Below are 25,275 nucleotides of genomic sequence, written 5' to 3' on the forward strand. Positions count from 1 at the left end.
TGTCAGTGACGCAGCTTATAGCCGGACGCGAGCATACGCATTGCCAGCACGGCCAGCACGACGAAGAAACCGCCGACGATCGCGAGGCTCCACAGCGGATCGATATCCGACATGCCGAAGAAGCCGTAGCGAAAGCCGTCGATCATGTAGAAAAACGGGTTCAGCCGCGAGATTTCGCGCCACACGGGTGGCAGCGTATGCGTCGAGTAGAACACGCCCGAGAGGAACGTGAGCGGCATGATCAAAAAATTCTGGAACGCGGCGAGCTGGTCGAACTTCTCCGCCCAGATTCCGGCGATCAGACCGAGCGTGCCGAGAATCGCCGAACCGAGCACCGCGAACGCGACGATATAGAACGGCGCCGTAAAGCTCACGGGAATGAACCAGATCGTCACGATGAACACGCCGAAGCCGACGCACATCCCGCGCACGACGGCCGCGAGCACGTAGGCGGCATACATCTCCCAATGCGACAGCGGCGGCAGTAGCACGAACACGAGATTGCCCGTGATCTTCGATTGAATCAGCGACGACGAGCTGTTCGCGAACGCGTTCTGCAACACGCTCATCATCACGAGGCCCGGCACGAGAAAGCTCGTGTACAGCACGCCCGGATAGACCTGCACGTGGTCGCGCAGCGCGTGGCCGAAGATCGTCAGATACAGCAGCGCCGTGATGACGGGTGCGAGCACGGTCTGGAACGACACCTTCCAGAAGCGCAGCAGCTCTTTGTAAAACAGGGTACGGAAGCCGCTCATGCCAGTCCCTCGATCATTTCCGGTCCGTTCATCACTTGCAGGAACACGTCTTCGAGATCAGCCTTGCGCACTTCGATTTCCTCGAACGTGCAGCCTGCGGCGCGACATTGCGCGAGGATGCGCTCGACGTCGTCATAGCTCGACAGGCGCAGCAGATGCTGACGTCCGTTGATGGCGCCCGGATCGACTTCGAGCGATCGCAGTTCGGCGGGCAGAACGCCTTGCGCGAAGCGGATGAACAGCTGCGTGCCTGCGAAACGCTGCAGCAGCGTGCTCGTGCGTTCCAGCGCGACCACTTCGCCACGCCGCAGCATGGCGATGCGGTCGCACAGCGATTCGGCTTCTTCCAGATAGTGCGTGGTCAGCACGATCGTGTGGCCTTCGCGGTTCAGGCGCGAGATGAATTTCCACAACGTCTGGCGCAGTTCGACGTCGACGCCCGCTGTCGGCTCGTCGAGCACGATTACGGGCGGCCGGTGCACGAGCGCCTGCGCGACCAGCACGCGGCGCTTCATCCCGCCCGAAAGCGCACGCATGTTCGCGTCGGCTTTCTCGGTGAGATCGAGATTGGCCATCACTTCGTCGATCCAGTCGTCGTTGTTGCGCAGGCCGAAGTAGCCCGACTGGAGGCGCAGCGTCTCGCGTACGGTGAAGAACGGGTCGAACACGAGTTCCTGCGGCACGACGCCGAGCGCGCGGCGCGCGAGCCGGAAATCGCCGACGACATCGTGACCGTGAACCGCGATGCTGCCTTCATCGGCGCGCGCGAGACCGGCGAGGATGCTGATGAGCGTGGTCTTGCCGGCGCCGTTCGGACCGAGCAGCCCGAAAAACTCGCCTTGCTCGACGGTGAAGCTGACGCCTTTGAGCGCTTGCAGATCCTTGTAGCGCTTCTTGACGTTACGAATTTCGATCGCTGACATGACTGTGCGCCGTCGACATCGACAGCGCCTGATTGGTCGCCCGCCAAGGGCGCGAAAGCTGGGGAAACGGAATTGGGGCCCGGTGCGCAACAACCGCCATCGCGACGGCTGCAGCCGCTACAGCCCCGCTACCACCATGCGCGGGATGTGGCCTGAGGCGGCCAGGCGCCAAAAAACGTTTGATTATAGGGCAAAAGTCGAGTCGGCCGACTTGCCTTGGGAGAACGCGAGCCCGCGCGTGCAGTGTAGGGCGACGCGTGGCTCATCGACGTGTGAGCGTCAAGGTCGTGCGGTGCAACTGCGTTACGTGGGACGGGAGTAAGCGCTAAAGCGCCAACCCGGGTCGACCGCCCTGAATGGGGCCGAAGTAAGCGCTAAAGCGCCAACTCCGGTCGACCGGCCTTGCATGGGACGGGAGTAGGCGCTAAAGCGCCAACTCCGGTCGACCGCCTTGCATGGGACGGGAGTAGGCGCTAAAGCGCCAACTCCCGTCGACAGACCAAAGTGTCGACGCCATAGGCTTGCGCGAGACTGGACAGTCCCGCGGGCAGATTGACGATGGAAAGCGGCGTGCCGCGGGCGGTCGCCGCGCGCTGCCATGCGAGCAGCACGGCGAGCGCCGACGAATCGAACTGCGTGAGCGGCGCGCAATCGACAGCCGTCGCACCGCCGCCGATGCGCGCAAGACCCGCTGCTAGCGCGGCTTTCGCGCTAGCGTGGGTCAGCGTGTCGCCCGTTTCGAACGTGTCGGCCGACGACGTGGTCATCGGCGCGGTCGAAAAGTTGTTCACGACTGTTTGCCGTTCGCCAGTTGCTGGTTGCGAGCCGTGAGGAACTGGATCAAACCGTCGACGCCGTTCTTCTGGATCTGCTCGTTGAACTGCTGCTGATACGCCTGGATCAGCCATGCGCCGAGCACGTTCAGGTCATACACGCGCCAGCCTTGCGCCGTCTTGTACAGACGATAGTCGAGCTCGACGGGCGAACCGTTGTTCATCACGACCGAGCGAACGACCACATCGGTGTCGTCCGGGTTCGCGCGGAACGGCTTGTACTGGATATCCTGGTCCTTCACCTGCGCGAGCGCGCCCGAGTACGTGCGGATCAGCAGTGTCTTGAACTGCTCGACGACGGCGGCCTGCTGCTCAGGCGTCGCGGTGCGCCAGTTGCGGCCCATCGCCAGTTGCGTCGTGCGGCGGAAGTCCGTGTACGGGAGGATTTTTTCGTTCACGAGCTTGGTGACGGCGGAAATGTTCCCGGTCTGGATCGTCTTGTCGGCGCGCACTGCGTCGATCACCTGCTGCGTGACCGTCTTGACCATCACGTCCGGATTGCTGGTATCCACGGTTTGCGCGGACGCAGCACCGCCGAACGCAAAGAGAGCTGCAAAAAACGGGATAAAGAAGAAGAATTTTTTCATTTCCAGTCCTGCAAAAAAAATAAGCTTAACGTTGGAGGCGACAATACCACGCGAGTTCAGCCGCAAGCCACGTGCAAACTGCGAGAGTCGTATCCGAGTGTTACGGTAGCCCAACCACCGACTCTCAATCATCTGACATCAGTGCAGCTTCAGCGACGGGTACCCGAAATGCGCGGGCGGCACGATCTGGCCGCCGGGGACGGTCGGCGGCACGTCGGCGGGCGGCGTCGGCTGCGCGCCCGATGCCGGCTCGGCGCCGCCCGCCGTCGCGCCCGAAGCCGCTTGTGGCGCGGACGCGGGTGCAGCGGGTTTGGCGGTTACTCCCGCGCCGGGCGCGGCGCCAGCCGCTGGCGCTGCCGCCGCGGCGCCGCCTTCGACGTCTTCGTACTTCGGCGGCGGCGCCTCGCTGCCGTAGTCCGGCAGGCCCGTCGCAGCGCTCCCATCCGACAGCAGATAGCGGCGGCGCTGCAAGTAGGCGTTGCGCACGAACGAGTACTTGTCGAGCGCCGCGCCTTCGAGCACGTCGCTCGCGCCCAGCAGATTCGCGCGCACGTTGATGAGGTTCAGGCCATAGAGCGCCCAGCTCACGCTGTCGGGCTTCACGTACGTCAGCGGGTTGATGAAGTAATTGCCCACCATGCCGACGCCGTCACGCACCGTGCTAGGCCCGAACAGCGGCAGCACGAGATACGGCCCCGACGGCACACCGTAATGGCCGAGCGTCAGACCGAAGTCGTTGTCGTGCTTCGGCAGCTTGGCAATCGTCGCGACGTCGAACAGGCCGCCGACACCGAACACTGTGTTGATCACGATCCGCATGATGTCGGACACGCCATCGGCGATCTTCAGCTGCAACAGGTTGTTCGCGGCGATGTACACGTCGCCGATGTTCGAGAAGAAGTTCGTCACGCTATCGCGCACGGGCTGCGGCGTCACGAACACGTAGCCCTTCGCGACGGGCTTCACCGCGTACTGGTCGACCTTGTCGTTGAAGGTGAAGATCGTGCGGTTGAAACCTTCGAGCGGATCTTCCTTCGTCGGATTCTGAACGGTTGCGCAACCTGCAAGCATCGTCGCGGCGAGCGCGAGCGCCGCGACACGTGGGCGTGTCGTCTTCATTTCTTGTTCTCCTTATTGACCAGACGCGCCCGAAGCAGCCGCAGCCGGAGCCGCGAGAGCCGGCGCTCCGGATGCGGGCGCCGCAGCAGACGCACCCGGTTTGGCAGCCCCCGAATCCGCCGCCTTGCTATAGAGGAACTGCCCGATCAGATTCTCCAGGACGATTGCCGACTGGGTCATCGTGATCGTGTCGCCGGCTTTCAGCATTTCGCTGTCGCCGCCCGGTTCGAGACCGATGTACTGCTCACCCAGCAAGCCCGCCGTCAGAATCTTCGCGGACGTGTCCTTTGGAAACTGATATTGCTTGTAGATATCGAGCGTCACGAGCGCCTGATACGAGTTGGTGTCGAAGCCGATCGACGCCACGCGGCCTACCGTCACGCCCGCGCTCTTGACGGGCGCGCGCGGCTTGAGTCCGCCGATATTGTCGAATTTCAGCTTGACGGGATACGTCGCCTGAAACGACAGCGAGCTCATGTTGCCGGCCTTCAGCGCGAGGAACAGTAGCGCGATGAACCCCAACACCACGAACAGACCGACCCAGAAATCGAGAGCAGTTTTTTTCATCGTCATCCCAAAGAGAATCTGCCGCAGCGGCGTGACACCCGTGCGGCGCAGTTGGATCTGCGCCGCATCGCGGTTCACTCCGCGCAAGTCTTGGCTGAATACCGCCTAGCTGAACATCAGAGCGGTCAGCAGGAAATCGAGACCGAGCACCGCGAGCGACGCATAGACGACTGTCTTCGTCGTCGCGCGCGATACGCCTTCCGGCGTGGCTTTCGCTTCGTAGCCCTGGTAGAGGGCGATGAACGTCACCGCGAAGCCGAACACGATGCTTTTGATCACGCCGTTGCCGACGTCGCGATACGCATCGACGCCGCTTTGCATCTGCGACCAGAACGAGCCCGCGTCGACGCCGATCATCAGCACGCCCACGACATAGCCGCCCAGCACGCCGACGGCGCTGAAGATCGCGGCGAGCACCGGCATCGCGATGATGCCCGCCCACATGCGCGGCGCGACGACTACTTTGAGCGGATCGACGGCCATCATTTCCATTGCCGTCAGTTGCTCGCCTGCCTTCATCAGGCCGATTTCAGCCGTCAGCGACGTGCCCGCGCGCCCAGCGAACAGCAGCGCCGTCACGACGGGCCCGAGTTCGCGCACGAGCGACAGCGCGACAAGCAAGCCCAGCGCCTGCTCGGAACCATAGCGGTTGAGCGTGTAGTAGCCCTGCAGCCCCAGCACGAAGCCGACGAACAGCCCCGACACCGCGATGATCACCAGCGAATAGTTGCCGACGAAGTGGATCTGCTTCGTGACAAGACGCGGACGGCGCAGCAGCGGGAAAAATTCCAGCACGAGGCGCACGAACATGCGGGACGCATAGCCCGTCTGACCGAGGCCCAGGATGACGGTACGACCGATAGTGCTGATCATGCGCGGCCTCCGCCAATGCCGAAATCCGCCGCGAGCGGCGTGCTGCTCGGATAGTGAAATTTGAACGGACCGTCGGGCGCGCCGTCGATGAACTGGCGCACAGTCGGATCGGTCGACTCGCGCAGCTCGGCGGGCGTGCCTTCGGCGAGGACGCCGCCGTTCGCGAGGAAGTAGACGTAATCGGCGATCGCGAACGACTCGGGCACGTCGTGCGTGACGAGGATGGATGTGGCGCCGAGCGCCTGATTCAGCGCGCGGATCAGGTTCGCGGTGACGCCGAGCGAGATGGGGTCGAGACCGGCGAACGGCTCGTCGTACATCATCAGTTCGGGATCAAGCGCGATTGCGCGGGCAAGCGCGACGCGGCGCGCCATGCCGCCCGAAATCTCCGACGGCGCGAGATCGCGCGCGCCGCGCAGACCAACCGCGTTCAGCTTCATCAGCACGAGGTCGCGGATCAGTTCTTCGGGGAGGTCGGTGTGCTCGCGCAGCGCGAAGGCGACGTTCTCGAACACCGACATGTCGGTGAAAAGCGCGCCGAACTGGAACAGCATGCCCATTTTGCGGCGCAGCGCGTACAGGCCATCGCGCGTCTGCGCGCCGATGTCCTGTCCGTGGAACAGCACCTGGCCGCGTTTCGCGCGCACGAGGCCGCCGATGAGCCGCAGCACGGTGGTCTTCCCGCACCCCGATCCGCCCATGACCGCGACCACCTGGCCGCGTTTGAAGCGCAGATTCAGGTTCGACAGGACGAGGCGCTCGCCATAGCCGAAGTCGACGTCGCGCAGCTCGAGAAGGGTCTCGGAAGAGGATGGCACGTAACGGACAGTCCTTTTACACGGAAGGCCGAATTATAGGGCCTTCGTGCAAACCCTGCCTTGACGGCGCCACGATTTAACTTTTCGAACCCTTCTCCCAATCTTTGGGCTACGCGAAGGCCTGCTGCAACGACGCGACCGCGGCGGCGGGATCGGTGGCTTCCGTCACCGCGCGCACCACGGCTGCGCTTTTCACGCCCGTCGTGAGCACTTGCGGCAGCACATCGCCGCTGATGCCTCCGATCGCGACGAGCGGCACGACGCCGTCCAGCAATTTCACGTAGCGCGCGAGCCTTGCGAGACCTTGCGGCGCGGTAGGCATCACCTTCGTCGTGGTCGGGAACACGGCGCCGAGCGCGATATAGCTCGGACGGAAATGCAGCGCCGTCAGCATCTCGTAGTAGCCGTGCGTCGAGAGGCCGAGGCGCACGCCCGCTGCCGCGAGCGCGTGCAGGTCGGCCGTATGCACGTCTTCCTGGCCGAGATGCACGCCGTAAGCGCCCGCGTCGATGGCGGCCTGCCAGTGATCGTTGATGAACACCTGCGCGTCGTGCTCGCGGCCCGCCGCGATCGCGCGCGCGATTTCCTTTTTAAGCTCGTCGGGTTCCGCCGTCTTGCGACGCAACTGCACCGTCTTCACGCCGAAGCCGACCACGCGTTCGACCCAGTCCGCCGTGGGCAGCACGGGATAGAGGCCGAGCGCTTCGGGGCACGAGGCGAACGGCTGCGCGGGCGCGTCGGGCAGACCGGCAACGCGCGGAAAGCGCGACAGATCGCACGGCCAGGCATCGTCGGATTTCGTTTCGTCGCCGTCGCGCCATGCGAGCGCGAGCACCAGCGCGTCGTGCGTATCGAACCCGCAATCAAGGAACGCCGCCAGCGCGGGAATCCAGTCTTCGGCCAGATGGCCTTCGAGCTGATAGCGCGCGCCGCCCAGATGCAGCACCGCGCGGCCCGCAGCCGCTTCGATCACGCCCGCGCCCTGCGTCATCCAGCGCGCGATCTGCTCGCCGTGCTGCTGCAGATCGGCGACGACGATCAGATCGCCGCCGTTCGCGTCATCGGGTGCCGTCAGGCAGATGCGCCAGTCGACGTGCGTCGGCGGCCAGTCGCCGAGGCGCGCGCGGATGCGCTCGGCGGCTTCCGTGAGTTCGTCGGCGGGCGGCCAGAACAGGTCGCGGCCCGCGAGTTTCAGGGTTTCGGTCATGCAGCGGCGCTCCCATCCTGATGCCAGAACGGCATGCCGACGACGGGCGTGCTCGCGTGGGCGGTTTCACGTTCGGCCATCGGGCCGGCCAGATAAGCCTCGCGGCCCGCTTCGACGCCCAGCGCGAACGCGCGCGCCATGGTCTCGGGGTGCGTCGCCTGCGACACGGCCGTATTCAGCAGCACGCCGTCGAAGCCCCACTCCATCACCTGGCTAGCATGCGACGGCACGCCGAGGCCCGCGTCGACGATCAGCGGCACGCCGGGCAGACGTTCGCGCAGCACGCGCAAGCCATACGGATTCAGCACGCCCTTGCCGGTGCCGATGGGCGCGCCCCACGGCATCAGCGCTTCGCAGCCCGCATCGAGCAGACGCCGGCCGATCACGAGATCTTCGGTGCAGTAAGGCAGCACCTTGAAGCCATCCTTGACCAGTTGCGCGGCCGCTTCGATCAGGCCGACGGGATCGGGCTGCAGCGTGTAGTCATCGCCGATCAGCTCGAGCTTGATCCAGTCAGTCTCGAAGATCTCGCGCGCCATGTGCGCCGTCGTGACGGCCTCGCCGACCGTCTGGCATCCCGCCGTGTTCGGCAGCAGCGGCACGCCGTGGCGCTTGATCAGGTCGAAGAAGCCGGCTTCCGCGCCGCCCTCGTTCATCTGCCGGCGCAGCGCGATTGTCACCATGCCGGGCTTCGCCGCCGCGATCGAATCCGACAGCGACTGTAGCGACGGATAGCGCGATGTGCCCAGCAGCACGCGGCTCTGGAAAGTTTTGCCGTAAAGCGTGAGCGCGTCGGCGGGGGCCAGCGCGGGTGGGTTCGCGTGTGAGTTCATGCGTGAGTCCTTGGCTTGTGTCAGCTGCTTGTATCGCGTGCTTGGGTCGCCTGCTTGGGTCGCCTGCTTGGGTCGCCTGCCTGGGTCGCCTGCCTGGGTCGCCTGCTTGGGTCGCCTGCCTGGGTCGCCTGCCTGGGTCGCCTGCCTGGGTCGCCTGCCTGGGTCGCCTGCTTGGGTCGCCTGCCTGGGTCGCCTGCTTGCGTCGCCTGCTTCTGTCACTGTTTGTGTCACTTGCGGCAGGCGGCGCCTCGTCCGTCATCCACCCGCGACGGGGTGCACGACGTCGAGCTTGTCGCCCGCCTGCAAGGCGCGCGCGGCATGCTGTCCACGCGCGACGAAATTGCCGTTCAGCGCGACGGCAAACGGCGGCCGCGCGCCGAAAGCGTTGAGCGCATCGGCGACCGTCGCGCCCTCGGGCAGCGACAGCGGCTTGTGGTTGATCTGTATATCCATGTCTTTCGTTCAAACGTTGAAAGTAGCGGCCGTGCGGGCGTCGCCACGGATGTGCCCGCGATCCAGCTGGAACAGCTCGCTCCAGCGCGCATTGCTCCGCCAGTCGGCGAAGGCGTCTTCATCGGCGACGCGGCCATCCAGCAGCGCCGACGCGAAGCGCACCGCTTCGCCCGCGATTTCGGGCACGATCATGTAGCCATGCCGATACAGCCCGTTCACGCGCAGCGTGCTCGCGCCGTCCCACATCAGAGCGGGGCGATGGTCGGGCAGCGTCGGCCGGCACTGCGAATTCAGTTCGAGAATGCGCGCCTCGCCGAAAGCCGGGTGGACCGAGAACGCCGCGCTCAGCAGTTCGAGCGCCGAGCGCACGCTGACGGGCGACATGTCCTCGCCCTCCACCTCGGTCGCGCCGATCACGTACAGATCGTTCTCCTTCGGCGCGATATAGAGCGGATAGCGCGGATGCAGCAGCCGCACCGGGCGCGTCAGGCCGATGCCGGGCGCGTGCACGCGCGCGACCTCGCCGCGAATGCCGCGCAGCGTCGGCATGACGGGCTTCGCGCCCAGCCCCCGGCAATCGATCGTGATGCGCGCGGCCGGCAACGCGTTGTCGTCGACAGACGTATTCCAGTGCGTCTCGACGCCGCGCGCCGCGAGGCCCGCCGCGAGCGCCGCCAGCAGTTGACGGTTATCGAGCTGCCCCTCGTGCGGCAACAGCCAGCCCTGGTTGAAACGGCCGCCGAGCGCCGGTTCAGCCGCGCCGACCTGTGCGCCCGCCAGCGCTACGAGACCGCCGTCGAGCAGTTCGGCGGGCGCGTTCGCGCGCAGGCGGCGCTCGAACAGCGGCGCTTCGGCGCGATCGCTGTGGTGCCACACGATCAGCGAGCCATTGCGCTGGAAAAACACCCGCTCGGGCAACTGATCTAGCAGCGTCGGCCATGTTTCTAGCGACGCGGCGCCCAGCCGCGTAATCAGCAGTTCGGCGCTGGCCGCCTCGGCGAGCGGCGCGAGCATGGCCGCCGCGACCCACGCTGCCGCCTGCGAGCCCGACGCGTCGCCGCGCTCGTACAGCGCGACGCGGTGCCCGTCGCCCGCGAGTTGCCATGCGACGAGACGCCCGCACAGCCCGCCGCCGATCACCGCGAAATCCGGTTGAGCAGAGATCGTCATCGCGCGGCTCCCCGGCGCGCCGCAAACGGCGCGCGCATGACGAAGCGACCGGCAGAAGCCGGGCCAACGATGCAAAAAACTGAAAATTGAGCGGTCATCGAATCCTTTCCGTACGGCAGACGTGCGCACGTACCCAAGGACGAAACCGGCGGGCGAGGCCGGCCGGGCATGGACGCTCACGGTTGAACGGGAGCGCGGCCCGGCGGAAGGAGCACTTCCAGGAAAAACTTCCCGAAAACTTCCCGCGCCGGTATTACCCGGATCGGGTGCGAAGGGTCTCTCTCAGCCTCGCTGCAACGACTGCTTGCGCACGAAGCACCCCTGTTTCGTCCGGACCATTAGACCATAAAAGCTGCGCGCGCCGCAAACCCGGAAGGAACGCAATCGGCCGGGGCTTATTTTCGATTTGTCGTGGCGTTCGCCGGGTCTGGCACAATGGCACGCGTCAATGCGGACGGAGTCACGCCGCGCTGTCAGGCCGCTGCCCCGCTATGGGCGGCGAACTCGCGGCGCTGCGCATCGTCTGCTTAAGTTCAGATTAAGCCGCTGCCGGGACAATCGCAGCCCGAGCTGCAACGCGACGAGGCATAGGGCGCGCGACACCAAACCGCACCACGAAGGCACCGCGCCGCCACTCGCGACGACCGTTTGAAAGGACGCATATGGCCAACAATTCGACCAGTTCCGCGGACATCACCGCGTGGGGTCTCATCAAGCCCTACTGGGTGTCCGAGGACAAATGGAAAGCGTGGGGACTTCTCGCGCTCGTCATTGCGATGAACATGACGATGGTCGCTGCCAACGTCTGGTTCAACACCTGGCAGCGCACGTTCTTCGATGCGATCCAGCAATACAACTACCCCGTCTTCAAGTATTCGCTGCTGCAGTTCACGGTCATTGCGCTCGCGCTGATCCTGCTCGGCTCGTACCGGACGTACTTCCGCCAGATGCTCGAATTCCGCTGGCGGCAATGGCTCACGAACCGCTATCTGAACGAATGGCTCGGCGACCGCGCGTACTACCGGATCGAGCGCGACAGTCTCGCCGACAACCCCGACCAGCGTGTGTCCGCCGACCTGCAAGGGCTGGCCAGCACGACGCTGAATCTGTCGCTCGGCCTGCTGTCTACCACCGTCACGCTGTTCTCGTTCATCGTGATCCTTTGGAACCTGTCGGGCGCGCTGTCGTTCAACATCCTCGGCACGCAGATGTCGATCCCCGGCTACATGGTGTGGGTCGCGCTGATCTACGCGGCGCTCGGCTCGTGGGTCACGCACAAGGTCAACCACCCGCTCGTGTCGATCAACTATCAGCAGCAGCGCGTCGAGGCTGACTTCCGTTTCTCGCTGATCCGCATCCGCGAGAACGCCGACCAGATCGCGCTGTACCAGGGCGAGCCGTCGGAAGAGCGCGCGCTCAAAGGCGTGTTCGGCCATATCCGCGACAACTGGCGTCTGATCATGCGCTTCACGCGGCGCTTCAACATCGTCGTGATCAGCTATTCGCAGTTGGCGATCGTCTTTCCGTACATCGCGGCCGCGCCGAAGTACTTTTCGAAGAGCATCTCGTTCGGCGTCTACCAGCAGCTGACGGGCGCGTTCGGCACGGTCAGCGATTCCTTTTCGTGGTTCATCAACAATTACGATTCGCTCGCCGAATGGCGCGCCACCGTCAACCGTCTGCGGGAATTCAATCGCGTGATGCGCTCGCAGCATCTGCATGAATCGGTCGTCGAAGGCACCGCGCACGGCGGCATCAACATTCACCTCACCGACACCGACTCGCTCGACGTGACGGACCTGCGCCTGCTGCGCCCGAACGGCGAAGCGATGGCGAACGTCGGCTCGTTCCGCATCGCGCCGAAGTCGCGCTGGCTAGTGCGCGGTCCGTCGGGCGCGGGCAAGAGCACGCTGATGCGCACGCTCGCGGGCTTGTGGCCGTTCGGCGAAGGCACGATCGAGATGCCCGCCGGCGCGAAGCTGCTGTTCATTCCGCAGCGAAGCTATCTGCCCATCGGCACGCTGAAGGCCGCCCTCTGCTATCCGTCGGAGGCGTCCTCGTTCTCCGATGAAGCGTGCCGCGAAGTGCTCACGGTCTGCCGCCTGTCGGAGTTCGCGGACCGGCTCGGCGAAGCGTCGCATTGGGAACGGTCGCTGTCGCCGGGCGAGCAGCAGCGCCTCGCGGCAGCGCGCGCGCTACTGCAGAAGCCCGACTTCCTGTTCCTCGACGAAGCGACGAGCGCGCTCGACCCGGACAACGAAAGCATCGTCTACAACGCGCTGATCGAGCGTCTGCCGAATGCGGCGATCGTCAGCGTCGCGCATCGCAAGACACTCGAAACGTTCCACGATCAGACGCTGTTCGTCGAGCGCGCTGTCGAGCGCGTGGCCGCATGAGCGACGCGCCGTTGATCGCGCGGTGCTCGTCACGTCACGCAGCGCGAGCCGGACATCGATCTCGACCGGCTGACGCTGGCGCGCTATCGCGTTTGATGAGCGGCAAGCGGCGGTCCGCGTCGCCGCGTCATCCGTAGACGACGGGCACGCTCGCCAGCGACCGATACCGCGCGCCGTTGCGGGCCAATGTGCTCGAATACAGTGTCAGCGAATTGAAACGCGCCATCAGTTCGCCTTGCAACTCGGTTGCGGGACCGACTGCCGCTGCGTCGTGCCGGTATCGCGCGAGCGTCACATGTGGCCGGAAAGTGCGGGCATCGACGGGCAGGCCGAGCGCGATCATCGACGAGCGCACGCGCCAATCCAGCGTGACGAACTCATCGGACATCGCGAGCGCCGCGACCGTCAGGCGCGGATGCGATGCGCGGGGCCAATGCTCGATCTTCGTGACGGGCGTGAGTTGCAGCGGCACGGTCTCGCGCGTCAGTGCATCGATCAGTGCTGCGCTTTTCTCGTGCGGCAGCATGCCGATGAACGTCACGGTCAGATGCAGTTGTTCGTAAGGCACGCGGCGTGCCGTCGAAGGAACGGCTATCGACGTGAGCGCATCGCGTGTCGCGGCATCGGGCACGAGCGCGATGAAGCAGCGCTGGTAGTCCTGCTGCGTGTCCTGTTCGGCCGGCGCGCCGTTCGGGGACGCATTGTCGAATGCCGTGTCTGCGCTTTCTTCTGGATCAGGCTGCGGATCGGTGCGTTGCATCGTTCTGTCTCCGTACGCTTTCCCGCTCATCGACACATTATCGCCTGATGCAAAGAAAAAACCGGGTCGCTCTTGCGAGCGCCCGGTTTTGTCCTGCTTTTACTGCTGAGCGGTATGGTTTAACGCGTCCGCGTCTGTCCCCTCTTCGTCTGTCGACCGGAGTTAGCGCTTTAGCGCTTACTCCGGTCCCATGCAGAGCGGTCGACCGGACTTGGCGCTTTAGCGCCATACTCCCGTCCCATGCAAAGCCTGTTAAGAGTGGCGAGCCGCGCGATGCATGCCGCGTGACCCCGCCCGAACGCGAGACTTAACGCGGCAGTTCCGAGTGCCCCATCAGGTACGCATCGACTGAGCGCGCACACTGACGGCCTTCGCGGATCGCCCACACGACAAGCGACTGGCCGCGGCGCATGTCGCCTGCCGTAAACACCTTGTCGACGGACGTGTAATAGGCCTTGTCGCCTTCCGTCGACGCGCGCACGTTGCCGCGCGCATCCTTGTCGACGCCGAACGCCTCCAGCACGGGCGAGACCGGCTGAGTGAAGCCCATCGCGAGCAGCACGAGATCGGCCTTCATTTCGAACTCGGAGCCCGGCACTTCCTGCATCTTGCCGTCCTTCCATTCGACGCGCGCCGCGATCAGCTTCTCGACCTTACCGTTCTTGCCTTCGAAGCGCTTCGTCGCGACGGCCCAGTCGCGCTCGCAGCCTTCCTCATGCGACGACGACGTGCGCAGCTTCACCGGCCAGTACGGCCACACGAGCGGCTTGTTTTCCTCTTCCGGCGGTTGCGGCAACAGCTCGAACTGCGTGACGCCCTTCGCGCCGTGACGGTTCGACGTGCCGACGCAGTCCGAACCCGTATCGCCGCCGCCGATCACGACGACATGCTTGCCCTTCGCCAGCAGTTGATCGGCCACCTTGTCGCCGGCGTTGACCTTGTTCTGCTGCGGCAGGAACTCCATCGCGTAGTAGATGCCCGCGAGTTCGCGACCCGGCACGGGCAGATCACGCGGCGTTTCGGAACCGCCCGTCAGGATCACGGCGTCGAACTGTTCCTTCAGTTGGTCCGGCGTGATGCTTTCCTTGGCGGTGTTGCCGATGTGCGCGGGAATCGCGTCCTTGCCAACGAACACGTTCGCGCGGAACGTCACGCCTTCGGCTTCCATCTGGCGCATGCGGCGGTCGATCAGCCACTTCTCCAGCTTGAAGTCGGGGATGCCATAACGCAGCAGTCCGCCGATGCGGTCGTTCTTTTCGAACACCGTCACGTCATGGCCGGCGCGCGCGAGTTGCTGCGCGGCGGCGAGGCCCGCCGGGCCCGAGCCGACGACCGCGATCTTCTTACCCGTCTTGTGCTTCGGCTGCTGCGGCGCGACCCAGCCTTCGGCCCACGCCTTGTCGATGATCGCGTGCTCGATCGACTTGATGCCGACCGGGTCGTCGTTGATGCCGAGCGTGCACGCCGCTTCGCACGGCGCCGGGCAGATGCGGCCCGTGAATTCGGGGAAGTTGTTCGTCGAGTGCAGGACTTCGATCGCGTTCTTCCAGTCCTGGCGGAACACCAGATCGTTGAAGTCCGGGATGATGTTGTTCACCGGACAGCCGTTGTTGCAGAACGGGATGCCGCAGTCCATGCAACGTGCGCCTTGAATCTTCGCTTCGTCGTCGGTCAGCGCCGAGACGAATTCCTTGTAGTGCTTCACACGCGTAAGCGGTGCTTCGTACGCCTCGTGGCGGCGTTCGAATTCGAGAAAACCGGTTGCCTTGCCCATGTGGTTCTCTATGTCTATCTGAATCGGTGAGGGGATCGGCGCCCGCCGCCTGCGTTTTCGTTCGCAGGCAGCGGGTGCGCTTCGTTATGTCGTCAGTGGCTTTGTCGGGAAACGATCAGGCCGCGAGCACTTCCTTGCTGGCCTTCTTCGCGCCCATTTCGCCCAGCGCGCGCTTGTATTCGGTCGGGAACACCTTCACGAACTGACGTCGCGACGCATCCCAGTTTTCGAGCAGCGCCTTTGCGCGCGGCGAACCCGTGAACTGGAAGTGACGTTCGATGAGCCCCTTGAGCAGCGCTTCGTCGGTCTGGCCCGTGTGCCACAGCGCCTTGTCGACCGTACGCTCCTGTTCGGCCTGTTGCAGCACCGGTTCGAGCGCGACCATCGACTTGTTGCACTTCGCCGCGAACGTTCCGTCCGGGTCGTACATGTAAGCGATGCCGCCCGACATGCCCGCTGCGAAGTTGCGGCCCGTCTCGCCGAGCACGATGACCGTGCCGCCCGTCATGTATTCGCAGCCGTGATCGCCCGTGCCTTCGACGACGGCCGTCGCGCCCGAGTTGCGCACGCAGAAGCGCTCGCCGGCGACGCCGCGGAAGAACGATTCGCCTTCGATTGCGCCGTACATCACCGTGTTGCCGATGATGATGTTCTCTTCGGACTTGCCGCGGAAATCGTTGGTCGGACGCACGATGATGCGGCCGCCCGACAGGCCCTTGCCGACATAGTCGTTGCCGTCGCCGACGAGATCGAGCGTGACGCCCTTCGCGAGGAACGCGCCGAAGCTCTGGCCCGCCGTGCCCTTCAGCTGGATGTGGACCGTGTCGTCGGGCAGACCGTCGTGGCCGTACTTCTTCGCGATCGTGCCCGACAGCATTGCGCCGACAGTACGGTTCACGTTGCGCACCGGCTGGATGAACGACACATGCTCGCCCTTCTCGATCGCGGCCTTCGCCTTCTCGATCAGCGTGTGATCGAGCGCGCGGTCCAGACCGTGATCCTGCGATTCGACATGCAGACGCGCGACGCTCGCCGGCACGCTCGGCTGGTAGAACACGCGCGAGAAGTCGAGACCCTTCGCCTTCCAGTGCTCGATGCCCTTCTTCATGTCGAGGAATTCGCTGTGGCCGATCAGGTCGTCGAACTTGCGCACGCCCAGTTGCGCCATGATCTCACGCACTTCTTCGGCGATGAAGAAGAAGAAGTTCACCACGTGTTCCGGCTGGCCCTGGAACTTCGCGCGCAGCACGGGGTCTTGCGTCGCAACGCCGACGGGGCACGTGTTCAGGTGGCACTTGCGCATCATGATGCAGCCCTCGACGACGAGCGGCGCCGTCGCAAAGCCGAATTCGTCCGCGCCGAGCAGCGCGCCGATCACGACGTCGCGGCCCGTCTTCATCTGGCCGTCGGCCTGCACGCGGATACGGCCCCGCAGCTGGTTGAGCACCAGCGTTTGCTGTGTTTCGGCGAGACCTAGTTCCCACGGCGTGCCTGCGTGCTTGATCGACGACAGCGGCGATGCGCCCGTGCCGCCATCGTGGCCCGCGATCACGACGTGATCGGCCTTCGCCTTCGCGACGCCCGCAGCGACCGTGCCGACGCCCACTTCCGACACGAGCTTCACCGAAATGCTCGCCGACGAGTTCGCGTTCTTCAGATCGTGAATGAGCTGCGCAAGGTCTTCGATCGAATAGATGTCGTGGTGCGGCGGCGGCGAAATGAGGCCGACGCCCGGAACCGAATAACGCAGCTTGCCGATGTACTCGGACACCTTGTGGCCCGGCAACTGACCGCCTTCGCCCGGCTTCGCGCCTTGCGCCATCTTGATCTGGATCTGGTCCGCCGACGCGAGGTATTCCGCCGTCACGCCGAAACGGCCCGACGCGACCTGCTTGATCTTCGAGCGAAGCGAATCGCCATCCTTCAACGGGATGTCGACGATCACTTCGTCGCCGAGGACGGTCTTCATCGTGTCGCCGTTCTTGATCGGGATGCCGCGCAGCTCGTTGCGATAGCGCTTTTCGTCTTCGCCGCCTTCACCCGTGTTCGACTTGCCGCCGATACGGTTCATCGCGACGGCCAATGTGGCGTGCGCTTCCGTCGAGATCGAGCCGAGCGACATCGCGCCCGTCGCAAAGCGCTTGACGATTTCCTTCGCCGGTTCCACTTCGTCGAGCGGAATCGCCTTCGACGGATCGACCTTGAATTCGAACAAGCCGCGGAACGTCATGTGACGCTTCGTCTGGTCGTTGATCAGGTGCGCGTATTCCTTGTACGTCTGATACGAGTTGCTGCGTGCCGAATGCTGCAGCTTCGCGATCGCATCGGGCGTCCACATGTGGTCTTCGCCGCGCACGCGATACGCGTACTCGCCGCCCGCGTCGAGCATGTTCGCGAGAACGGGGCTCTCGCCGAACGCTTCGCGATGCAGGCGAATCGCTTCTTCAGCCACTTCGAACAGACCAATGCCGCCGACCTTCGACGCCGTCCCCTTGAAGTACTTGTTCACGAGATCTTCGGCGAGACCGACCGCTTCGAAAATCTGCGCGCCCGTGTATGACATGTACGTCGAAATGCCCATCTTCGACATGACCTTCTGCAGGCCCTTGCCGACTGCCTTCGTGAAGTTGTAGACGGCCTTTTCCGCCGACAGGTCACCCTTCATGCCCGCCGCCAGCTGCGCGAGCGTTTCCATCGCGAGATACGGATGCACGGCTTCCGCGCCGTAGCCCGCGAGCAGCGCGAAGTGGTGCGTCTCACGCGCCGAGCCTGTCTCGACGACGAGGCCCGTGCTCGTGCGCAGACCTTGCTGCACGAGGTGCGTATGGATTGCAGACGTGGCGAGCAGCGCCGGAATCGCGACGTTGTCGCGGTCCGTCTTGCGGTCGGACACGATCAGCATGTTGTAGCCGGACTTGACGGCGTCGACGGCTTCCGCGCACAGCGACGCGAGGCGCGCTTCGATGCCTTCCTTGCCCCAGCCGACGGGATAGCAGATGTTCAGCTCGTAAGAGCTGAACTTGCCGCCCGTGTACTGATCGATTGCGCGGATCTTCGCGATGTCCTTGAAGTCGAGCACAGGCTGCGACACTTCGAGACGCATCGGCGGGTTGATGTTGTTCGTGTCGAGCAAGTTCGGCTTCGGACCGACGAACGACACCAGCGACATCACCATGTTTTCGCGGATCGGGTCGATCGGCGGGTTCGTGACTTGCGCGAACAGCTGCTTGAAGTAGTGATAGAGCGTCTTGTTCTTGTTGGACATGACGGCGAGCGGCGAGTCGTTGCCCATCGAGCCGACGGCTTCTTCGCCTGCCTGCGCCATCGGCGCCATCAGGAACTTGAGATCTTCCTGCGTATAGCCGAACGACTGCTGGCGATCGAGCAGCGCAGCCGCTTCGCGGCGTTCCGTTGCGACGTCTTCCGCGTTCGGTTCGATTTCGTCGAGCTTGATGGTGACCGCGTCGATCCAGCTCTTGTACGGCTTCGCGTTCGCGAGGTTGTCCTTCAGTTCCTTGTCGTCGATGATGCGGCCGTGCTCCATGTCGATCAGGAACATCTTGCCCGGCTGCAGGCGCCACTTCTTGACGATCTTCGATTCGGGAATGGGCAGCGTGCCCGCTTCCGACGCCATGATGACCAGGTCGTCGTCGGTAATGATGTAGCGCGCCGGGCGCAGGCCGTTACGATCGAGCGTCGCGCCGATCTGGCGGCCGTCGGTGAACGCGATCGCAGCGGGGCCGTCCCACGGCTCCATCATCGCGGCGTGGTATTCGTAGAACGCGCGGCGGTTGTCGTCCATCAGCGTGTGCTGTTCCCACGCTTCCGGAATCATCATCATCACCGCGTGGACGAGCGGGTAGCCCGCCATCACGAGCAGTTCGAGACAGTTGTCGAACGATGCCGTATCCGACTGGCCCGGATAGATCAGCGGCCACAGCTTCGGCAGGTCGTCGCCGAGCACGTGCGACGCGATCGCGCCCGTGCGCGCGTTCAGCCAGTTGACGTTGCCCTTCACCGTGTTGATCTCGCCGTTGTGGGCGATCATCCGGTACGGGTGAGCCAGCTCCCACGCCGGGAACGTGTTGGTCGAGAAGCGCTGGTGCACGAGCGCCAGCGCCGACACGACGCGCTCGTCCTGCAGGTCGCGGTAGTACACGCCGACCTGGCCCGCCAGCAGCAGACCTTTGTAGACAACCGTGCGCGCCGAGCACGACGGCACGAAGTATTCCTTGCCGTGCTTGAGCTTGAGCGCCTGGATGCGGTGGCTCGCCGTCTTGCGGATTACATACAGCTTCCGCTCGAGTGCGTCCGTCACCATGATGTCCTTGCCGCGGCCGATGAAGATCTGGCGGATCAGCGGCTCGCTCGCCTTCACGGTCGGCGAAATCGGCATGTTGTGATCGACGGGCACGTCGCGCCAGCCGAGCACGACCTGGCCTTCGGCCTTCACCGTGCGCTCCAGTTCCTGTTCGCACGCGAGACGCGATGCGTGCTCTTTCGGCAGGAAGATCATGCCGACGCCGTATTCGCCAGCGGGCGGCAGCGTCACGCCCTGCTTCGCCATTTCCTCGCGATAGAACGCATCCGGAATCTGGATCAGGATGCCCGCGCCGTCGCCCATCAGCGGATCGGCGCCGACGGCGCCCCGGTGATCGAGGTTCTCGAGAATCTTCAGGCCTTGCTGGATGATCTCGTGGCTCTTTTTGCCCTTGATATGCGCAACAAAGCCAACGCCGCATGCGTCGTGCTCGTTCTGCGGGTCATAGAGACCCTGTGCGGCGGGAACCGTGGAAATCGGCTGCTGGTGGTCGTTCATGGGGACACCGTCTGTCAGGGGCCGTGGGGCCGTTAATCCATTTTGTTGTTGCCCGCAGCTTCAACCTCAACTGCGCGGGCGGCCGCTTGTCGTGTGACTGCGCGATATTGCAGTCGCACATTCGGACGCCGGAAGTCGAAATATACGCGACGAATCAAAGGAATAGCAAACAAAATCTGTTGTTCGAGCCCCTATTATCAATATGGTGCATTTTTCTTCAAGTTAATTGGTGCCATATCAAAACCGGGCAAAAGAAAACGGCATTCGCGGATGCCGTTCGCTCTCTCTCGCTACTAGCAAATTCTTGATCACAAAGGCTTTATTGCGTTTGCGGCGTTTCGCGGACCTTACGCGGCCGGCCTCGCGGCAGCGGCGACACGCGCCGGTTCGCCGCCCGCGCCGCCCACTCGCGATACGAGTCGCTGCCGAGCACCCACCCCTTCAGCGTGGCCTGCTGAAGCTGGCTCGCTTCGCGTTCATCGAGCGGCTGCTCACACAGTTCGCGATAAGCGCGCTGCCGTTCGAACGGCGTATTTCCGAGCGACCAGTACAAACGATGGTCGGTGATGAGACTGTCCAAGGTCAGGCCTATGTGATGCCGATAACTGGACCATCGATAGTCGTCGGGCGCGCTCGCAAGCTGGTTGCGCACCGGCGACATCTCGACGACGCGGCTCGCGAGCAGGAAGTACTTCTCGCCTTCGATGACCGTCGCGCGATAACGGCCTTCCCACAACGTGCCGCGTCGTGAGTAACGACGGTTGAAGTGCGCGACGTAGCGCCGGCCGACTGCCTGCATTGCTTTCGGCAAGCTCGATTCGTCGGTGGGCGTGACGAGCAGTTGCACCGCGCCTGGCATCAGCGCGTATGCGTGAACGGACAAATGATGATCGCGCGAAGCCGCCTTCAGGCAATCGATGAACAGTTCGTAATCCTGGTCGTCGACGAATGCGGGCTGCTGGTCGAGTCCGCGCAGGATCACGTGCTGCGGCTGGTCGGGGACATAAAGACGTGCAAGCCGTGCCATGCTGGATTATCCAAAGTCGCGTTGGTACATACCCGAAGGTCCGAAAAACTGCGCCGGCGCGACCTCACGCGCCGTACGGGTCTGCCGGAAACGGCATAAAGCCCAGGCAGAACGCTCTAACCGGCGCCATGGTTTGTTTGAAACGTTGTGGTCATAATTAGCGGGCCTTTTTTGGAGGAGCACAAATGAAATTAAAACAGGCCTTGGGGATCGCGACGCTTGCCTGCATGACAACCGCAGCGCACGCGCAATCGGCCGGCAGTATCTACGTTACAACCGGGTGGTTCCATCTTGCGCCGCAATCCAGCAGTCAGCCGTTGAGAGTGACAAACGTCGGCGGTTCTCCCGTCAACGTTACGGTACCCAACTCCGGCGCCACGCTCGGCGATGGCGATACCCTTGGTTTCACGGCCGGGTATTTCATTACCGACCACATCGCCACCCAGTTCGACATCGGCATTCCACCGCAATTCGATCTCAAAGGCACAGGCGCATTTGCGCAGTACGGCAAGATCGGCTCGGCCAAACAATGGAGCCCGACACTGCTGCTGAAGTACTACTTCAATCAGCCGCAAGCGAAATTCCGCCCGTATCTCGGCATCGGCGTGAGCCGCATCTGGTTCACCGACGAGCACATCACGAACGGCACATTCCAGAACAACGTCCTGCATGGTCCGACCACGGTGACCACGGATAGTTCGTGGGAGCCCGTGTTTAATGCCGGCTTCACGTACGCGTTCACCGATCACTGGTTCGCCGGCTTCTCGATTTCGTACCTGCCGCTCAGCACGACGGCCAAGCTGAACACCACGGCAAGCACACCCGTCGGCCCGCTTACCGTGCAATCTGAAACGAAGATCCGTCTGAATCCGATCGTCACGTACGTGAGCCTCGGATACCGCTTCTAACACAACAGGTTAGTCGAGATTTTCGGGCTTGAACAACGCCGTCGCGTTAAACCGTGACGGCGTTCTGCTTTCAATCGCATCACAATACTCGTGTGGACGTGCCTTCGTCTCCGGCGTATCGCGACATCGTTTCCGCCACTTGCGACCTTGCCCTGCTCGCGCGCACAACTCGTTGTAAATTTGACTGACGCGCAAAGACTGCCGACGCAATTTCTGCCGCATGCTGCGGGCATCATCTGACGCGAAACGCGTCGTCGATGCATGTTATGGCGCACGTTATAGAGCCTCGCGCCAGGCGGGCATCGAAGTTGCGTCAGGGGAGTCTTCCCGCGCTGTGTTGCGGGCATGTTGAACCACCCTCATCGACGGAGCGACCATGACAGCACTACCTAATACGCGAGATGCCATCGGCGAATCCTGGACAACGACGGGGCGTCGTGCGCGCCGCATAGCGCGCCATAGCCGGCATGCCGCTGAAGACATTGCCAGTGAGCTGCGCAGACTGATGACGGAACTTGAGAGTTCGCTCGGCGACGGCACGCAGGCGGATGCCGAGGCCATCAAGACGCAATTCCGCAAACGCCTTGACGATGCGCGCTCACGCCTGAACGACACGCGCGACGCAATGCGCGACCGCGCACAAGTAGCGTTTCACGATGCCGACGACTACGTGCACGAAAACCCGTGGCGGACGATTGCGCTGGTCGGCGGCGTCGCGCTGATCGCGGGAGCGCTCATCGCGCGAGGCGGCATTCGTTGATGCGCGTGCCGACGTACGTGCGGATGCGCTCACTGAACGGACCTGGCTGAATGGCCAGGCGATAGGATCGGCTGGACTTCGGATCGCTGTAAAGGACGGGGCGCTTATGCACAGCCGCGCGCCGACGCACGGTTGTGCAGGCGCGCGTGCGCGTGTTGTCGTGATCCGTCGTGATCGTACGCGCGTCTGCGTCTTCACAGAGGTGCAATGGACGTTGCACGGCGCCTGCACCGCTTTGCGCGTGACGGTGAGCGTGAGAGGTCTTGCATCGCCTTCACGGCGGACACGGGTTGAGCATCGCGTGCCAACGCGGCACACGTATGTCATCAGTTGCCGTCGACGACGAAGAGCCGCTGATATTCCTTCGACGCGTAACGATCCGTCATCCCCGCGATGTAATGCGCGATCAGTCGCGGCTGCTTCGCCGCGTCCGCAGTCTGGTAATCCGGCGGCAACAGCCGGGGGTCGTCGATGAACGCGTCGAACAGACCGATAATCACGCGCCGCGCCTTGTTCGCCATGCGCATCACCCGATAGTGCCGATACAGGTTCTTGAACAGAAACTGCTTGAGCGCCGCGGCCTGCGCGGCGACGGTTGCGCTATGCGCGACGAGCGGCGGCGCACGTCGCACATCGTCGAGCGATGTCGGTGCATGGTGCGCGATGTTGCGCGTCGTCGTGTCGATCAGATCGACGACCAGCGTGTTGATGATGCGGCGAACCGTCTCGTGAACCAGCCTGCGCCCTTCGATGTGCGGATAGTCGCGACGCGCCGCCTCGTAGTGCATGCGCCATAGCTCGACTTCGGCGAGCTGGTCGATGGTGAGCAATCCCGAGCGCAGCCCGTCGTCCACGTCGTGATTGTTGTACGCGATTTCGTCGGCGAGATTCGCGATCTGCGCTTCGATCGACGGCTGGCCTCCTTGCAGAAAACGCTCGCCCAGTTCGCCAAGACGCCGCGCGTTTTCGCGCGAGCAATGCTTGAGGATGCCTTCGCGCGTTTCGAAGCACAGATTCAGGCCATCGAATGCGCCGTAGTGCTCTTCTAGATCGTCGACGACGGCAAGGCTCTGCAGATTGTGCTCGAAGCCGCCGTACTCGCGCATGCATTCGTTGAGCGCGTCCTGTCCCGCGTGGCCGAACGGCGTGTGTCCGAGATCGTGCGCAAGCGAGATCGCTTCGACGAGATCCTCGTTCACGCGCAGATTGCGCGCAACAGAACGCGCGATCTGCGCGACTTCGAGACTGTGCGTGAGCCGCGTGCGAAAAAGATCGCCCTCGTGGTTCACGAACACCTGCGTCTTGTATTCGAGCCGGCGGAATGCCGTGGAGTGAACGATGCGGTCGCGGTCTCGCTGGAACTCGGTGCGCGCGCTCGGCGGCGGTTCGTAATGGCGCCGGCCGCGGGACTGCGAAGAGTGCGCGGCGTACGGCACGAGATGCGCTTCGAGCGCGGCGATGGTGGGCAACGACGCGGCGCCCGTGGCGGGCGCCCCCGATACGTCACGTGATCCGATCAGATTGTCGCTGCGTGTTTCACTCACCGATGTCTCCGAATCAGAAGCGACGCCCTCATGCCGTTGCGCTGGCTGTGCGTCGCGTCAGGCGCCGACGCTAGCGTCGAGCGTCTGTAGCACGGCGTCGTCTGGTGCGCGCGTGATCAGTGTGTCGCCGAAACGCTTCAGCAGGATGAACTTGATTTCGCCCGCTTCTGCTTTCTTGTCTACGCGCATCAGGTCGACATAACGCGACGCGCCGAGCACGGGAGCCTGAGTCGGAAGATGCGCGGCCTTGATGACGGCGACGAGTCGCTCGCGCGCAGCTTCGTCCAGATGACCGAGCCGCACCGATAGATCTGCCGCCATCACCATCCCGCAGCCGACTGCTTCGCCATGCAGCCATTCGCCGTAGCCGAGGCCCGCCTCGATCGCATGACCGAATGTGTGGCCGAAATTGAGGATCGCGCGCAGACCGCCTTCGCGTTCGTCGGCAGCCACGACGGATGCCTTGATTTCGCACGAGCGCTTGACGGCTTCCGCGAGCGCCCGTGGCTCGCAACGGTTGAGCGCTTCGACGTTCGCTTCGATCCACTCGAAGAACGCTGCGTCGGCGATTGCGCCCGTCTTGATGACTTCCGCGATGCCCGCTGCAAGCTCGCGCGCGGGCAGCGTGTGCAGCGCGCCGATATCGGCGATCACCGCTTGCGGCTGGTAGAACGCGCCGATCATGTTCTTGCCGAGCGGGTGATTGATGCCCGTCTTGCCGCCCACCGACGAATCGACCTGCGACAACAGCGTGGTCGGCACCTGGATGAACGGCACGCCGCGCATGTAGCAGGCGGCGGCAAAACCTGTCATGTCGCCGATCACGCCACCGCCGAGCGCGATCAGCGTGGTCTTGCGATCGGCGCGCGCACCGAGCAGCGCGTCGAAAATCAGATTCAGCGTTTCCCAGTTCTTGTGCGCTTCGCCGTCGGGCAGCACGACCGTCGTCACGTCCTTGCCGAGCGGCGCGAGCGCCTTGCGCAACGCGTCGCCGTACAGCGGATCGACAGTCGTATTGGTGACGATGGTGACGGACGAGCCGCGAATGTGCGGAGCGAACAGTTCAGTCTTGCCGATCAGATCGGCGCCAATGTGGATCGGATAGGCGCGCTCGCCCAGTTCGACGTTGACGGTAATCATGGAGGT

21 protein-coding genes and 1 riboswitch are annotated in these 25,275 nt (G+C 63.8%); of the genes, 3 read left to right on the forward strand and 18 right to left on the reverse strand.

Annotated elements, in window-relative coordinates:
- Positions 1 to 2: 2 nt before the first annotated feature.
- The 12 genes from AB4Y32_RS28130 to AB4Y32_RS28185 form a co-directional block, all read right to left on the reverse strand.
- Positions 3 to 758: an ABC transporter permease gene (locus AB4Y32_RS28130; RefSeq protein WP_368724489.1), complete on the reverse strand. Its 756-nt coding sequence runs from the start codon at positions 756 to 758 to the stop codon at positions 3 to 5.
- A complete protein-coding gene (locus AB4Y32_RS28135) occupies positions 755 to 1,681 on the reverse strand; it encodes an ABC transporter ATP-binding protein (RefSeq protein WP_368724490.1) in 927 nt (308 codons plus the stop codon). The genes AB4Y32_RS28130 and AB4Y32_RS28135 overlap by 4 nt, the downstream gene beginning before the upstream one ends.
- A 473-nt stretch (positions 1,682 to 2,154) precedes the next feature.
- Positions 2,155 to 2,448: a lipid asymmetry maintenance protein MlaB gene (locus tag AB4Y32_RS28140; RefSeq protein ID WP_368724540.1), complete on the reverse strand. Its 294-nt coding sequence runs from the start codon at positions 2,446 to 2,448 to the stop codon at positions 2,155 to 2,157.
- 20 nt (positions 2,449 to 2,468) lie between these two features.
- Positions 2,469 to 3,101 (reverse strand): phospholipid-binding protein MlaC, encoded by a 633-nt coding sequence (locus tag AB4Y32_RS28145; RefSeq protein WP_368724491.1) that lies wholly within the window; start codon positions 3,099 to 3,101, stop codon positions 2,469 to 2,471.
- A gap of 138 nt (positions 3,102 to 3,239) precedes the next feature.
- On the reverse strand, positions 3,240 to 4,220 hold the full coding sequence (locus AB4Y32_RS28150) for a VacJ family lipoprotein (protein WP_368724492.1): 981 nt from the start codon (positions 4,218 to 4,220) through the stop codon (positions 3,240 to 3,242).
- 12 nt (positions 4,221 to 4,232) lie between these two features.
- Positions 4,233 to 4,787 carry an outer membrane lipid asymmetry maintenance protein MlaD gene (mlaD, locus tag AB4Y32_RS28155; RefSeq protein ID WP_368724541.1) on the reverse strand — a complete coding sequence of 185 codons (555 nt, stop codon included), beginning with the start codon at positions 4,785 to 4,787 and terminating at the stop codon, positions 4,233 to 4,235.
- 105 nt (positions 4,788 to 4,892) lie between these two features.
- Positions 4,893 to 5,660, reverse strand: coding sequence for a lipid asymmetry maintenance ABC transporter permease subunit MlaE (gene mlaE / locus AB4Y32_RS28160; protein ID WP_368724493.1), 768 nt, complete (start codon positions 5,658 to 5,660; stop codon positions 4,893 to 4,895).
- Positions 5,657 to 6,478 (reverse strand): ABC transporter ATP-binding protein, encoded by an 822-nt coding sequence (locus AB4Y32_RS28165; protein ID WP_368724494.1) that lies wholly within the window; start codon positions 6,476 to 6,478, stop codon positions 5,657 to 5,659. Before AB4Y32_RS28165 ends, mlaE begins: the two co-directional genes overlap by 4 nt.
- Positions 6,479 to 6,587: 109 nt before the next feature.
- Positions 6,588 to 7,685 (reverse strand): thiamine phosphate synthase, encoded by a 1,098-nt coding sequence (thiE, locus tag AB4Y32_RS28170; RefSeq protein WP_368724495.1) that lies wholly within the window; start codon positions 7,683 to 7,685, stop codon positions 6,588 to 6,590.
- Positions 7,682 to 8,518, reverse strand: coding sequence for a thiazole synthase (locus AB4Y32_RS28175; RefSeq protein WP_368724496.1), 837 nt, complete (start codon positions 8,516 to 8,518; stop codon positions 7,682 to 7,684). Before AB4Y32_RS28175 ends, thiE begins: the two co-directional genes overlap by 4 nt.
- A gap of 255 nt (positions 8,519 to 8,773) precedes the next feature.
- Complete coding sequence (thiS, locus tag AB4Y32_RS28180) at positions 8,774 to 8,971, reverse strand: sulfur carrier protein ThiS (protein ID WP_368724497.1); 198 nt, start codon at positions 8,969 to 8,971, stop codon at positions 8,774 to 8,776.
- 9 nt (positions 8,972 to 8,980) lie between these two features.
- Entirely contained in the window at positions 8,981 to 10,141 is a 1,161-nt protein-coding gene (locus tag AB4Y32_RS28185) for an FAD-dependent oxidoreductase (RefSeq protein ID WP_368724498.1), read from the reverse strand.
- 222 nt (positions 10,142 to 10,363) lie between these two features.
- Positions 10,364 to 10,474, reverse strand: a riboswitch (TPP riboswitch).
- Between the two features lie 329 nt (positions 10,475 to 10,803).
- Between AB4Y32_RS28185 and AB4Y32_RS28190 the strand changes: the two genes are divergently transcribed.
- Positions 10,804 to 12,537: an ABC transporter ATP-binding protein/permease gene (locus tag AB4Y32_RS28190; protein WP_368724499.1), complete on the forward strand. Its 1,734-nt coding sequence runs from the start codon at positions 10,804 to 10,806 to the stop codon at positions 12,535 to 12,537.
- Positions 12,538 to 12,664: 127 nt separating this feature from the next.
- Here AB4Y32_RS28190 and thpR read toward each other — a convergent pair whose 3' ends face one another.
- From thpR to AB4Y32_RS28210, 4 genes are all read right to left on the reverse strand, one after another.
- On the reverse strand, positions 12,665 to 13,297 hold the full coding sequence (thpR, locus tag AB4Y32_RS28195; protein ID WP_368724500.1) for an RNA 2',3'-cyclic phosphodiesterase: 633 nt from the start codon (positions 13,295 to 13,297) through the stop codon (positions 12,665 to 12,667).
- A 307-nt stretch (positions 13,298 to 13,604) separates the two neighbouring features.
- Complete coding sequence (locus AB4Y32_RS28200) at positions 13,605 to 15,071, reverse strand: glutamate synthase subunit beta (RefSeq protein ID WP_368724501.1); 1,467 nt, start codon at positions 15,069 to 15,071, stop codon at positions 13,605 to 13,607.
- 115 nt (positions 15,072 to 15,186) lie between these two features.
- Positions 15,187 to 19,890, reverse strand: a complete 4,704-nt coding sequence (locus AB4Y32_RS28205) for a glutamate synthase-related protein (RefSeq protein ID WP_368724502.1) — start codon at positions 19,888 to 19,890, stop codon at positions 15,187 to 15,189.
- Between the two features lie 319 nt (positions 19,891 to 20,209).
- Positions 20,210 to 20,917, reverse strand: a complete 708-nt coding sequence (locus AB4Y32_RS28210; protein WP_368724503.1) for a transposase — start codon at positions 20,915 to 20,917, stop codon at positions 20,210 to 20,212.
- A 185-nt stretch (positions 20,918 to 21,102) separates the two neighbouring features.
- Between AB4Y32_RS28210 and AB4Y32_RS28215 the strand changes: the two genes are divergently transcribed.
- Together AB4Y32_RS28215 and AB4Y32_RS28220 are read left to right on the forward strand one after the other, a co-directional pair.
- Positions 21,103 to 21,825, forward strand: coding sequence for an OmpW family protein (locus AB4Y32_RS28215; RefSeq protein WP_368724504.1), 723 nt, complete (start codon positions 21,103 to 21,105; stop codon positions 21,823 to 21,825).
- A gap of 376 nt (positions 21,826 to 22,201) precedes the next feature.
- Positions 22,202 to 22,585, forward strand: a complete 384-nt coding sequence (locus tag AB4Y32_RS28220; RefSeq protein WP_368724505.1) for a YqjD family protein — start codon at positions 22,202 to 22,204, stop codon at positions 22,583 to 22,585.
- Between the two features lie 326 nt (positions 22,586 to 22,911).
- Here the strand turns inward: AB4Y32_RS28220 and AB4Y32_RS28225 are convergent, their stop codons facing one another.
- Both AB4Y32_RS28225 and aroB read right to left on the reverse strand, forming a co-directional pair.
- The gene (locus AB4Y32_RS28225) at positions 22,912 to 24,105 is read right to left on the reverse strand and encodes a deoxyguanosinetriphosphate triphosphohydrolase (protein WP_368724542.1); all 1,194 of its coding nucleotides are present in this window, start codon (positions 24,103 to 24,105) and stop codon (positions 22,912 to 22,914) included.
- An 81-nt stretch (positions 24,106 to 24,186) separates the two neighbouring features.
- Positions 24,187 to 25,269 carry a 3-dehydroquinate synthase gene (aroB, locus tag AB4Y32_RS28230; protein WP_439899856.1) on the reverse strand — a complete coding sequence of 361 codons (1,083 nt, stop codon included), beginning with the start codon at positions 25,267 to 25,269 and terminating at the stop codon, positions 24,187 to 24,189.
- Positions 25,270 to 25,275: the final 6 nt, after the last annotated feature.

The organism is Paraburkholderia phymatum (genome assembly GCF_040965635.1).
Taxonomy (GTDB): domain Bacteria; phylum Pseudomonadota; class Gammaproteobacteria; order Burkholderiales; family Burkholderiaceae; genus Paraburkholderia; species Paraburkholderia phymatum_B.